We start from the raw sequence: 12555 nt of genomic DNA, 5'->3' as shown, positions 1-12555 counted from the left end.
GTGGATCTCCCCCGGTCATGCAAGAGCCGGAACGACGCGGTTGGCGTCCCTGCTCGCCAACCGTAACCCAATTAGCCACAACCGCAGCGTCTTTGCAACTCCTGCGACTGTGCACCCCCTGCAACTACGCAACCTCGGCGCATCGGCACACGCTCCGGTAGCTTCGGTATGCATGCCGTCTCGCGCCGCGATCACCGGAGCCGATCTGCGCCGGGTTCGGCTGGGTCCGCTGCTGGTCGCCGGACATCGGGTCGCGGTGCGCAACACCCGGCTCTCGGATTTCGCGCGCTGGCGTGAGATCCGGCTCCGCGACCGAGAATTCATCGAGCCGTTCTGGACCACCTCCGCATTGAATTGGGAGCAGCGCCACACGCGGGCCTGGTGGATTCGCGAGTATCTGCGCCAGCGCCGCGACCGCGCCGCCGGCCGGGCGTTGCCGCTGAGCATCCTGGTGGACGGCGAATTCGCGGGCCAGTGCAACCTCGTGCCGGTGGATCCGCGTCATCGTTCCGCCGAGCTGGGAATCTGGATGGATTCCCGCCGGGCCCGGCACGGCGTCGGGGCGATGGCGGGTGCGCTGCTCACCGAATTCGCGCTCGGGCCACTGGGTTTGCATCGCATCACCGCTCCGGCGTGTGTGGGCAACCGGGTGGCCCGGCAGTCCGCGATCCGCGCCGCGATGACCCACGAGGCCACCATGATCCGCGCCCTGAGCGTGGCCGGGCGGCGGCAGGACCACGAGCTGTGGGCGGTCACCTCCGACCGGACTCCGGCCGCGGGGTGGGTCGGCGCGCTGATCGCGGCGGGCGTCGACGCGGAACCGCTGCCCGCCGAGCAGGTTTCGGCGCACCGGCGAGCGGCCGAGTGCCGGCGCGAGGTGATCGACACCGCTCCGGCGGCAGTGATCGCGGTGGCGGCACGGTACTACCTGGGTGCGCCGCTGCGGTGGTGGCGCTCGGGCGCGGATGCCGAGTTTCCCGATTCGATCACCGGCCGCGATCCCGATGAACAGCCGGTGACACTTCGAAAAAGAACTTCCCGCTGGGGATTTCGACACGGCAGGCTCGCGCGCTACGAGGTGCTCGTCGCCGATCGGCCGATCGGGGCGCTGGCCCTGGACCGCGGCGGCGCGAACCTCGCGCTGTCGCTCGAGTTCACTCCCGACAGCGCGCGAACGACCGCGGCCGAGACCGCGGCCGCGCTGCTGGTCCGCTTCGCCCTGAACGACCTCGGCGGCGAACGAATCGAGGCGCTCGTCGATCCGGCCGACACCCACCTCACGGCTCTGGCCCGCGCGGCCGGGCTCACCCGCGAGGGCACCCTCTGCGGCGCCCGCCTCGATCCGGACGGAACCTTCCACGACGCCGAGCTCTGGGCGGCGGTCGATCCCGGGCTCCGATCATGAAAACCGACCGCACACAAAGGCATCCGGGTAGGTAGAGTTCCGCGTGACCGGGTCCGGGGGGACGCCTGTGGCGGTGACGCATCGAGGAGCACACGTGGGCCTGAACGTTGTCATGATCGCGACCTATCCGCTGGAGCCGGGCCGGATCGTGGGTGGGATCGAATCGGTGACCAGCACCCTGGTGCCCGCTCTGGCGGCCCGGGAGGAGATCGACAGCCTGACGGTGCTGCGCTTCCACACCGGCGAGACCACCGTGCACACCCGCAGCGAAGGGCCGAAGGTCCAGATCCGCTATCTGCGCGGGCAGAGCCGCCTCGGAGTCGCCAGCGGGTCGTTCCTGGATGTGCGCCAGGCACGCCGGATCATCGCCGAACTCGACCCGGATGTGGTGCACGCGCACGAGATCGGACTGCGCGGGGATATCGCGACCCAGGTCAGCGCGAATACCGTTGTCACCGTGCACGGTCTGGTGCATCTGGAGACGAAACTGCAGGCGCGGGCCAGCCTCAAGGAGCGGGTGCGCTATTACCTGGTCGCCGCCATGGTGCGCCGCGTGCTGCGCCGGGCGAAGGTGGTCGTGTCCATCTCCGACTACGACGCGAAAGCCCTTGCGGGGCTGGTGCGCGGAACCCATGTGAGCATTCCGAATCCGACCGCTCCGGAGTTCTTCGCCCTCGCGCCGTCCGGCCCCACCGAACAGCGGCTGTTGTTCGCGGGCGTGCTGTCACCGCGCAAGAATCCCGAAGGGCTGCTGCGCGCGTTCGCACTGGTGGCACAGCGGGTTCCGAAGGCCCGGCTGACCGTCGTGGGGCCGCAGCCGGACCCGGACTACGCCCGCGGCATCCGCGAACTCACCACCCGCCTCGGACTCGACGAGCAGGTCGAGTTCATCGGCATGGTCGACAACGATCGGCTGCGCGAGGAGCTGCGCCAGGCTCGCGCGGTCGTGCTTTTCTCGCACGAGGAGACCTCCCCGACCATCCTGGCCCAGGCCATGGCGGCGGGCAAACCTGTCGTCTCCTCGCGGGTCGGTGGTATCGGGGAGATGGTGGCCGAGGGCGAGAGCGGCTACCTGGTCGAGCCCGAGGACGCATCAGCGCTCGCCGAGCGCATGGTGCGACTGCTCGAAAATCAGGATCTCGCCATGGAATTCGGGACGCGCGCCCATGCGCTCGCCCTCGAGAAATTCGAGCCCGCCGCCGTCGCACAGCGCACGGTCGAAACATATCTCCGCGTCGCCGGGATGTAGTGGGAGCCGGGAAGTCAACGGGGAGGCGTCATGCCCGCATCGGATCACGACATGAACTGGACCGGAACGACGGTATTGGTGACGGGAGGTGCGGGATTCATCGGCTCGCACCTGGTGGAGGAACTCGTGCGAGCGGGGGCCAGGGTCACCGTGCTGGACGATTTCACCTCCGGCAGCCGGGAGAATCTGGCGGCCGTGGCCGACTCGATCACGCTGCGGGACACCGATATCCGTCAGCTCGACTGGGCGGGCTACCTGACCGGCAATCCGGCCGAGGTGATCTTCCATCTGGCGGCCAATGCCTACGTGCCGCCCTCGGTCGAGGCGCCCGCGTTCGACTACGAGCTCAATTTCGCCACCACCTTCCGGCTGCTCGAGGCGCTGCGGGTGCTGCGGTGGCCGGGACGGATGGTGTTCGCCTCCAGCGCCGCGGTGTACGGGAACTCGGTGCGCATCCCGATCAGCGAAACCGATCCGACCGTGCCGATCTCGCCCTACGGCGTCGGAAAGCTCGCGGCGGAGCGGTATCTCGCGGTGTTCGCCGAACTGTACGGGCTGAATCTGGCTTCGGTGCGGTTCTTCTCGGCCTTCGGACCGCGTCAGCGCAAACAGGTGGTGTTCGATCTGCTGGCCAAGATCGACCGCGATCACCGGAACCTGTTCATCCACGGGGACGGCACGCAGGTTCGCGACTTCCTCTATGTCGGGGACGCGGCGCGGTCGGTCATGATCGTGGCGGACAACGCCCCGCTGCGCGGTGAGGCGTACAACGTCGGCGCGGGCCGGGAGTACACCATCGATCAGCTGGCCAAGTCGCTGTGCGAGATCACCGGTACCAGCCCGGCTTTCGAGTACAGCGGCACGAATCGGCCCGGGGATCCGGAGAAGCTGGTCGTGGACATCTCCCGTCTGGAATCCATCGGCTATCGGCCGCTCACCGACTTCGACCGGGGATTGGCGAACACGGTAGCCTGGTACGCGTCCCTGACCGGCGCGACCTGGCAGTAGAGGTATGAGCGAAAGCCGGCCGGCCCCAGTGAGAATCGAGCCGGCGGACCCCGCCGGCAGACGCAGGAGTCCCACGGTGCGCGTGGCCACGCTGATCGGTGCGGTGCTGCTGATCCTGCTCTCCGCCTGCGCGCCCGCGCCACCCGCCGATTCGCACGCGTTCGTCGGGGATTTCGAGACCGGCAATTTCGATCAGTGGGCCGACTGCCAGAACATCGTGGTCAGCAGCGCCCCCTGTGTGAACTTCCGCGGATCCTCCGACAGCATGCAGGTCGAGAGCACCGTGGTGCGCCAGGGCCGCTACGCCGCGCGATTCGAGGTCCGCCAGGGCGACACCCCGGCCCAATTATGCTGCGGCGCACGGGCCGAGGTGAGCGGCGAGGAAGCGCTGCGCGCGGACGAGGGCGACGATCGCTGGTACCAGTGGAGTACGCGCTTCGGCGCGGGTTTCCCGGCGGATCGCGGCTGGACGGTGCTCTCGCAGTGGCACGCCGATCAGGACGGTCCCCCGCCCCTGGCGATCGGGGCGGGACCGACCAATGTGGCCGACGATCGCTGGGGCATCGTCGTATCCACCTGGAACGCACCGGGAGATCCCGGGACCACCTACACACCGTGGAGCGGCCCGATCGTGCCCGAGACGTGGATCGACATCAAGATGCACGTGAAATGGTCGATCGAGGATTCGATCGGATTCGTGGAGCTCTGGGTCGACGGAACGCCTCAGCGGTTCCAGGCCGAGCCCTGCGCGGGCCGCACGCGCTGCATGGTGCGCACGCTCATGCCGGACGGCGGCGGCACCTATTTCAAGCAGGGGTACTACCGCGATCCGCAGATCACGCCGCCGGGCGTCGTGTATCACGACGGGTTCTCCTGCGCTGCCACCGAAGCCGAGCTCCGACCGCTCTAGCTCCGCTGTGCCGGAGACTTCCGCTGTGCCGAAAATTCGCGCTGCGCCGGAAACTCACGCAGCGCGCGGAAACTCACGCGGCACGGTAGCGCGCGGCTCCGATCGTCTTGGCGATGAGATGCAGATCCAGGATCGTGGACCAGTTCTCCACGTACGACAGATCCAGGCGCATGGCGTCTTCCGGCGTCAGCCGGGCCCGGCCGCTGACCTGCCACAGACCGGTGAGACCCGGCCGCACCAGCAGCGTGCGGCGCATGACCCCGTCGTAGCCGTCCACCACGTGCTGCACCTGCGGTCGCGGCCCGACGATGCTCATCTCGCCGCGCAGCACATTGAAGAACTGCGGCAGCTCGTCCAGGCCGTAGCGCCGCATCACCGCGCCCAGCGGCGTCACCCGCGGATCGTCGTGCGGATCGAGCGGCGCCCCGCTCGCTCCCTTGCTCGCGAGCAGGACGTTCAGGTGCGCGTCGGGTTCGGCGTACATGGAACGGAACTTGATCATCCGGAACGGCCGGCCATCCCGGCCGATGCGCTCGGACAGGTAGAACACCGGACCGCGAGTGGTGCTGCGGATCGCCACGGCCAGCCCCAGCAGGACGGGGGCGAGTGCCAGCACGATCACCAGCGAGGCGCCGAAGTCGAAGGCGCTCTTGCCGATCAGCTTCGCCCGGTCGTAGCGCGGCTTGGCCACCTGCAGCATGGGCTGATCCGCGACGAGACGGTGAGTGAGCCGCGTTCCGGCGATGTCCACCAGCCCGGCGGTGACCAGCAGTTCCACGCCGAGTTCATCCAATTCCCAAGCCAGCAGCCGGAAGTCGACCCCGTTGAGAGTGCCGGTCGTGGTGATCGCGACGGTGTCCGCGCCGACCCGGCGCACCGCGTCGGCGACCTTGAGATCGTTTCCCACGATGGGGATCTCGCGTCCGTCGACCAGCAGACCGCGTTCGGTGAGCGGACCGCCGCCGCGCGTGCACACCCCCACCACCTGATGTGCGTTGCCGGGGTCCCGGGACAGGGCCGAGACCATGGCGCGGGCCGCGTCCGGCGTGCCGACCACCACGATCGCGCTGCGATAGTCACCGGCCGCGCGCTTGCTCGCCACCCACCGGTGCCACAGCAGTCGCTCCGCCACCAGCGCCGCGGTTCCGGCCCCGAAGGCGATCAGCAGATAGCCGCGCGCGATACCGAGCTCGAGCAGCACCGAGACGACCGCGACCGCGCCGAAGAGTTTCAGGCAGGCCACCACCACGCGCCGGTATTCCTCTGCGCCGCTGCCGATTATCCGGCGAGTGCGGGTCGAGCCCAGCGAGAGCGCCAGCACCCACGCCGGTGCCAGCAGCAGCGAGATCAGCGGATTGCCGGGCGTCAGATATTGTGCGAGGCCGGTGCACCCGCAGATCACCAGCAGGTCGCTGATCCAGAGCCTGCGAGCGTAATCCGCTTGCCACCGTTCACGATACGAGTGCGGGGAGGAACGGGCATGGCGATTTGCCCGCACGACGCGACCTGCGGAAACTTCGAAACTCATGAAGCGAACACCTATCCCCCACGGGAGAACTCGGTTCCGATCTCCGCTGATCAGTTCCTGAAGAACAGCCTGTCTTCGGTGGCCAGGTGCCGAATGTTACACACCCGCCCTGACAGCCGTTTGCGAATTTTGCGGCCTCCCAAGGTATCCCGAGAGTTGCCGATAGCGTCGCAACCGGTTTCCTCCCTGTTACCTCTCATTACCACCGTTCGCATGTTCGCAGGTGCGGCGGCGCCGGGGCGAGCACCCCCGGCGAACGTAACCCTTGATTTGCAAGATTCTCCCGATAGCCGCCGGAAAGCCTCGTTCTACCAGTCGCAGAAATTCACTTCCCGTACGTCGCCGGGTCGAAGCTCTCACCGGGCGCGCGACGCCAAACCTGTTGTAACGTAAGGCCGGATCGAGCCGACCACAGTGCAGCCGGCGTTCCGCCGGGCGCCCGTTTCACCGGCCTCGGCGAAAGGTGGGGATTCCGCGTGCGATGCCGTCTCTGTGATTCCGATCGGCTGGTGAGTGTGCTCGATCTCGGAGCCACCCCGCCGTGTGAGAAGTTCTTGACCGCGGCCGAGCTCGATCTGCCCGAGCCCACCTATCCGCTGCATCTGCGACTGTGCGAAGACTGTCTGCTGCTACAGATTCCCGCCCTCATCACCCCCGAGGAGACGTTCACCGAGTACGCGTACTTCTCCTCCTTCTCCGACAGCTGGGTGGGGCACGCGAAACTCTTCGTGGAGCGGTCGATCGAACGACTGGAACTGAACAGCGACTGTTTCATCGTAGAGGTCGCGAGCAACGACGGCTACCTGCTTCAGCACGCGGTCAGCGCGGGCATACCCTGTCTCGGCATCGAACCCTCGGTCAATGTCGGTGCGGCGGCGCGTGATCGGGGCGTGCCGACCATCACGGCGTTCCTGGATCAGGAGCTGGCCCGCGCCGTGCGCGAGGAGCACGGGCCGGCGAATCTGCTGGTGGCCAACAACGTCTACGCGCACATCCCGGATCTAGTGGGCTTCACCGCCTCGCTGCGCACGCTGCTGGCCGAGGACGGCTGGCTCTCGATCGAGGTGCATCACGCACTGAACCTGGTGACGCTCGGCCAGTTCGACACCATCTATCACGAGCATTTCCAGTACTACACGGTGCTGTCCGCGCAGCGCGCCCTGGCCACGGCCGGGCTCACCGTGGTGGATGTGGAGTTGCTCGGCACCCACGGTGGGTCCCTGCGGATCTGGGCTCGACCCGAGGCGGTGGCCGAGCCCGGCGAACGCGTTGCGCAGGTGCTCGCGCTCGAGGCCGCGGCCGGCCTGCATGAGGTGTCCGGCTATCTCGACCTGCGCCCGCGCGCCGAAACCGTCCGCCAGGAGCTGCTGCGATTCCTGTTGGAGGCCAAGGCTTCCGGACGGCGAGTGGTCGGGTACGGCGCACCGGGCAAGGGCAACACCCTGCTCAACTACTGCGGCATCCGGCCCGATCTGCTCGAGTACACCGTCGACCGGAACCCGTACAAGCACGGGCGATTCACACCGGGCACCCGGATACCCGTTCATCCACCCGAGCGCATCGACGCCGATCGCCCGGACGTGGTGCTGGTGCTGCCCTGGAATCTCGAGGCCGAGATCACCGCGCAACTGCGGCACGTCACCGGCTGGGGCGGCGAGATCGTGTATCCGCTGCCCACTCTCCACCATGCGACGCTCGACGACGCCGCCGCATCGGAACTCGCGGGAAGGCACACGAAGTGAAGGTCGTACTGTTCTGCGGCGGCTACGGCATGCGCATGCGCAACGGCACCGAGGACGTCATACCCAAACCCATGCAGATGGTGGGCCCGCGCCCGCTGATCTGGCACGTGATGCGGTACTACGCGCACTTCGGGCACAAGGACTTCATCCTCTGCCTCGGCTACGGGGCCGCGCACATCAAGAACTTCTTCCTCACCTATCAGGAGTCGGTGTCCAACGACTTCGTGATCCGGGACGGCAAGGTGGAGTTGCTGCAATCCGATATCAGCGACTGGACCATCACCTTCGTCGACACCGGCGTCGAATCACCGATCGGCGAGCGGCTGCGCCGCGTCCGGCCGCATCTGGACGGTGAGCCGTACTTCCTGGCCAACTACGCCGATGTGCTCACCGATGCACCGCTGAACCGGATGATCGCCGAGTTCCAGGATTCGGGCGCGGCGGCCTCGATGATGATCGTGCCACCGCAGTCCTCCTTCCACTGCGTGGATGTGAACTCCGCCGGGGAGGTCAAGAACATTACGCCGGTCTCGCGCCTGCCGATCTGGGAGAACGGCGGCTACTTCGTGCTCACCCCCGCGGTGTTCGACCATCTGCCGCCCGGCGGGGATCTGGTCGAGGACGCGTGCGGCGCGCTGGCCACGCAGGGACGCCTGTACGGGTATCAGCACCACGGCTTCTGGAAGCCCGCGGACACCTTCAAGGAGCGCGCCGAACTCGACGACGGGTATGCGCAGGGTGATCGCCCGTGGATGGTGTGGGAGAACGCCGGAGCATGATCCGATTGGACACCGGCGGCATCACCGAGGTCGCGCTGCTCGCCGCGCACTGCGACGATCTTGCCATCGGACTCGGCGGCACCCTGCTCACGCTCGCGAATACCGTTGCGGGACTGCGGGTGCGCGCCCTGGTGCTCTCGGGAGCCGGGACAGAGCGGGCCCGTGAGGAACAGGCCGCACTGGAATCGTTCTGTCCCGGAGCCGATCTGGACCTGCGCGTGCTGGACGTGCCCGACGGGTACGCACCCGCGCACTGGGAGCGGGTCAAGGGCGCGATCGCGCAGCTGCGCCGCGACAGCGCCGCCGAGGTGGTGTTCGCGCCGCAGCGCGGGGACGCGCATCAGGACCATCGGCTGCTGGCCGAGCTGACACCCACCGAGTTCCGCGATCATCTGGTGCTGGGCTACGAGATCCTCAAGTGGGAGAACGACACTCCGCAACCAACCGTGTTCCATCCGCTCAGCACCGAGCACGCCGAACTCAAGGCGGAGCTGTTGATGAAACACTATCCGACCCAACGTAATCGGGACTGGTTCGACGAACAGTCCTTCCTTGCCCTGTCCCGGCTGCGCGGGGTGCAGTGCCGCGCCCGCCATGCCGAGGCCTTCCTGCTGGACAAGGCCACCATCACTTTCGGAGGTGCATGATCGTGCGCGTACTCGTCACCGGGCATCAGGGGTATCTGGGCACGGTCATGGTGCCGGAGCTACAGCGGGCCGGTCACGAGGTGACCGGCCTGGACAGTGGCTATTTCGCCGAATGCGTGCTCGGACAGGCGCCCGAGGCCCCGCCGACGCTGAGCGTGGACCTGCGGGACGTGCGTGCCGAGCACCTGGCGGGCTTCGACGCGGTCGTGCACCTGGCGGCGCTGTCCAACGATCCGCTGGGGGCGCTCGCGCCGCAGATCACCTACGACATCAACCATCACGCCTCGGTGCGCCTGGCCCGCCTGGCCAAGGACGCCGGGGTGCGGCGCTTCCTGTACGCCTCCACCTGCTCGGTCTACGGGGCCGCCGGCGACGAGCTGGTCACCGAGGACGCGCCGCTGCGGCCGCTCACCCCGTACGCCGACTCCAAGGTGCGGGTCGAAGACGATGTGGCGGCCCTGGCCGACTCCGGCTTCGCTCCCGTATTCCTGCGCAATGCCACGGCTTTCGGCTTCTCACCCCGCTTGCGCGCCGATATCGTGCTCAACAACCTGGTGGGCTACGCCGTGCTCACCGGTGAGGTGCGCGTGCTGTCCGACGGCACGCCGTGGCGGCCGCTGGTACACGCGCAGGACATCGCGCGGGCCTTCGCCGTCTGCTTGACCGCGCCGGTCGAGGCGATCGCCTGCCGGGCGTACAACATCGGCACCGAGACCAACAATCTCACCGTGTCGCAGATAGCGCACGCGGTGGTCGAGGCGGTACCCGGGGCCACCCTCGCCATCACCGGTGAGAGCGGAGCGGACCCGCGCTCGTATCGCGTCGATTTCTCCTACGCCCGTAAGGAATTGGGATTCGAGGCGCAGTGGAGCATTCCGGACGGGGCCGCCGAACTGCAGCGCGAGTACGTCGCGCGCGGGCTCACCTCCGACGCGTTCTTCCATCGGTTCACCCGGCTCGCGCAGCTGCGCTCGCTGCAGGAGGCCGGGGTGCTGGACGACGAGCTGCGCCGGGTCAGGATCGGGGCCTGAAATGCCGGACCGGGCCCTCGTGCTCGATCCGCAGCGTCTCGAGCAACTGCCGCCAGGATCGGGCGTCCGCGTCCCGATCGGACACCACCGTCACCGGCTGCGGCCACGGGACGCCCAGATCCGGATCGTCGAAGGCGACGCCCAGATCCTCGCCCGGCACGTGCGGGCGGTCGATCCGATAGCAGACGTCCGCGACCGGACTCAGCGCCTGGAAACCGTGCAGGAAACCCGGTGGGACGTACAGGTGCCGGAAGTCGTTGTCGTCCAGCAGGAACGACTGCTGATACCCGAACGTCCGCGACTCGGGCCGGATGTCCACCAGCACGTCGTGCACCGACCCGTGCGCACAGCGCACCAGTTTGGCCTCACCGCGCCCCGCCCGGCCGTGCATACCGCGAACCACGCCTCGGTAGGAGCGGGACTGCGAGTCCTGCACGAAGGTGGCGGACAGTCCCGGCACACCGAGGTGGGCGTCGAACTCCGCGGCGTCGAACGTGCGGGTGAACAGGCCCCTGCCGTCCCGGAATGGCTGCGGGGTCAGGACCAGCACATCGGCGAGTTCGGTCGCTTCGATCAGCACCAGGTCATCGTGCCATGAGCGCCTCGGCGACGCGCGGACGCGGCGAATGTCGCGGATGCGGCGGCTCGGCCCTGATCCGAGTGCTGGATCTGGGGAAAATGCCTGCGGCGGACAACTTTCCGGCCCTGGACGCGAGCGCGGACACCGGCGAGTCGGCCCATCCACTCGCGATGGATCTGTGTCCCGGCTGCGGGCTCGCGCAACTGGCTCAGGACGACACCGTCACCTCCGAACCCCGGGGCGTGGAGCCGCAGGCGCTGCGAGATCAGGCCGTGGACGCGCTGACCCGGGCCGAGGCCGCCGGATGGCTGCGCGGTCGCACCGTGCGGGAATTCGGCAGCCCGCACGGCGGCAGCTGGTTGCCGCCGCTGGCGACGCGCGGATACACCGAGACCCTCGCCGCGGCGGATGTGGTGATCGACTGCTTCGGGATCATGCACGAGCCCGATCAGCGGGCCGCGTTCGCGGCGCGCGCCGCGGCCACCGCACCCGGCGGGGTGCTGCTGCTGCAGTTCCACTCACTGCACGCCATCGTCGAGCAGGGTCAGTGGAATGCACTGCGGCACGGGCACTTCGCGTACTACTCGCTGGCCGCGCTGCGCCGCCTGCTCGGTGGTGCGGGAATGGGTATCGCCCAGGTGTGGGAGTTCGACCTCTACGGCGGCACGGTACTGGTCGCGGCCGTGCACGCGCCGGAGGGTGACCTCGCTCCCCACGAGAGCCTCGTGCGCGTTCTCGCCGCCGAGTCCGCGGTCGCCGACCCCGATACGGTGCGCACACTGCAGCGGGACGCCGATCGACAGGCCCGCGCGCTGCGCGACTGGCTCGAAACCCAAATCCGCTCGGGCAAAACGGTTTACGCTTACGGAGCCGCATCCCGTGCCGTCTCACTACTACATCTGGCAGGGGCGCATCGCGGCCTCGTCACCGCGGTCGCCGACGCCTCACCCGCCAAACAGGGTCGTCGCATGCCCGGAACCGACATCCCGATCATCGATCCGGCGGCACTCGTCGCCGCGCGACCGGATCGAGTGTTCCTGACCCTGCCCGACCTACTGCCCGAAGTGCGGTCGCGGTGGCCGGAACTCGACGGGAGGTGGGTCGTCGACATTCTCGGCGAGCGGTGATTCGAGTACACACGCAATGGGGACGTCATTGCGCGACTTGGCAGTTCGCGTAGATACATCTGATGAGGGAACTGGGGAAGAACAATGTACGGATCGAAGCAGCGCGCATCCGCGCGCACCGCGGCTGTGGTCGCCGCGATGACGGTCGGATTGGCGCTGGGCACCAGCATGTCCGCCGCCGGTGTCGACAGCAGCAACTCCATTCTCGACCGGCAGGAACGCACGGTCGAGGCGATACAGTCCGACACTCGCATCTCCTTCGTGCCGCCGCTGGACGGTAGCCCGCTGACCCGCGAGTGGTTCCACGACGGGACGGCGTCCTACCGAATCTCCGGGGACAAGGCGCAGGACTGGTCCGGTCAGATCACCCTGGGCTATCAGGTCGGCTATCCGGCCACCCTGGACGGGAAGATCCGATTCCAGTGGCAGACACCGAATCTCGGCGCGGAGCTGGGCAGCGATCCGAAACTCACGCTGAACAATCTGATCCCGATGGCCGGGATCGAATTGTCCGTCGGATTCGGCCCCGGCATCCAGTCGGTCGAGGCC

12 protein-coding genes are annotated in these 12555 nt (G+C 68.0%); 10 read left to right on the top strand and 2 right to left on the bottom strand.

The features are described 5' to 3' along the window. Nucleotides 1–172 precede the first annotated feature (172 nt). From NJ1_RS07440 to NJ1_RS07425, 4 genes are all read left to right on the top strand, one after another. Nucleotides 173–1405 (top strand): GNAT family N-acetyltransferase, encoded by a 1233-nt coding sequence (locus tag NJ1_RS07440; protein ID WP_067689339.1) that lies wholly within the window; start codon nt 173–175, stop codon nt 1403–1405. 94 nt (nt 1406–1499) lie between these two features. Continuing rightward, the gene (locus NJ1_RS07435) at nt 1500–2654 is read left to right on the top strand and encodes a glycosyltransferase family 4 protein (protein WP_157573821.1); all 1155 of its coding nucleotides are present in this window, start codon (nt 1500–1502) and stop codon (nt 2652–2654) included. 30 nt (nt 2655–2684) lie between these two features. Then, complete coding sequence (locus tag NJ1_RS07430) at nt 2685–3662, top strand: NAD-dependent epimerase/dehydratase family protein (protein WP_084477846.1); 978 nt, start codon at nt 2685–2687, stop codon at nt 3660–3662. 76 nt (nt 3663–3738) lie between these two features. Continuing rightward, nucleotides 3739–4572, top strand: coding sequence for a polysaccharide lyase family 20 protein (locus NJ1_RS07425; protein ID WP_067689332.1), 834 nt, complete (start codon nt 3739–3741; stop codon nt 4570–4572). Nucleotides 4573–4645: 73 nt separating this feature from the next. Here the strand turns inward: NJ1_RS07425 and NJ1_RS07420 are convergent, their stop codons facing one another. After that, complete coding sequence (locus NJ1_RS07420) at nt 4646–6100, bottom strand: sugar transferase (RefSeq protein WP_067689330.1); 1455 nt, start codon at nt 6098–6100, stop codon at nt 4646–4648. 476 nt (nt 6101–6576) lie between these two features. Here NJ1_RS07420 and NJ1_RS07415 point away from each other — a divergent pair, with 476 nt between their 5' ends. From NJ1_RS07415 to NJ1_RS07400, 4 genes are read left to right on the top strand one after another with little or no spacing between them, the layout of a single operon-like run. Continuing rightward, nucleotides 6577–7842, top strand: a complete 1266-nt coding sequence (locus NJ1_RS07415) for a class I SAM-dependent methyltransferase (protein ID WP_067689327.1) — start codon at nt 6577–6579, stop codon at nt 7840–7842. Continuing rightward, nucleotides 7839–8621 carry a sugar phosphate nucleotidyltransferase gene (locus NJ1_RS07410; protein ID WP_067689324.1) on the top strand — a complete coding sequence of 261 codons (783 nt, stop codon included), beginning with the start codon at nt 7839–7841 and terminating at the stop codon, nt 8619–8621. Before NJ1_RS07415 ends, NJ1_RS07410 begins: the two co-directional genes overlap by 4 nt. Further along, on the top strand, nt 8618–9268 hold the full coding sequence (locus NJ1_RS07405; protein WP_067689322.1) for a PIG-L deacetylase family protein: 651 nt from the start codon (nt 8618–8620) through the stop codon (nt 9266–9268). The genes NJ1_RS07410 and NJ1_RS07405 overlap by 4 nt, the downstream gene beginning before the upstream one ends. Nucleotides 9269–9270: 2 nt before the next feature. Then, nucleotides 9271–10299 (top strand): NAD-dependent epimerase/dehydratase family protein, encoded by a 1029-nt coding sequence (locus NJ1_RS07400; RefSeq protein ID WP_067689371.1) that lies wholly within the window; start codon nt 9271–9273, stop codon nt 10297–10299. On the opposite strand, the gene rfbC is transcribed toward NJ1_RS07400, so the two are convergent. Next, complete coding sequence (gene rfbC / locus NJ1_RS07395; RefSeq protein WP_067689319.1) at nt 10283–10879, bottom strand: dTDP-4-dehydrorhamnose 3,5-epimerase; 597 nt, start codon at nt 10877–10879, stop codon at nt 10283–10285. The two genes, NJ1_RS07400 and rfbC, sit on opposite strands and share 17 nt — an antisense overlap. Before the next feature lie 14 nt (nt 10880–10893). On the opposite strand from rfbC, the gene NJ1_RS07390 reads away from it, so the two are divergent. Continuing rightward, nucleotides 10894–12006 (top strand): methyltransferase domain-containing protein, encoded by a 1113-nt coding sequence (locus NJ1_RS07390; protein WP_067689315.1) that lies wholly within the window; start codon nt 10894–10896, stop codon nt 12004–12006. Nucleotides 12007–12090: 84 nt separating this feature from the next. After that, nucleotides 12091–12555 (top strand): MspA family porin (locus tag NJ1_RS07385; protein WP_067689312.1); only part of this gene is annotated, 465 nt, incomplete at its 3' end.

Source organism: Nocardia jejuensis NBRC 103114 (assembly GCF_001613145.1).
GTDB lineage: Bacteria > Actinomycetota > Actinomycetes > Mycobacteriales > Mycobacteriaceae > Nocardia > Nocardia jejuensis.
This window is presented reverse-complemented; position numbering and strand designations above follow the sequence as displayed.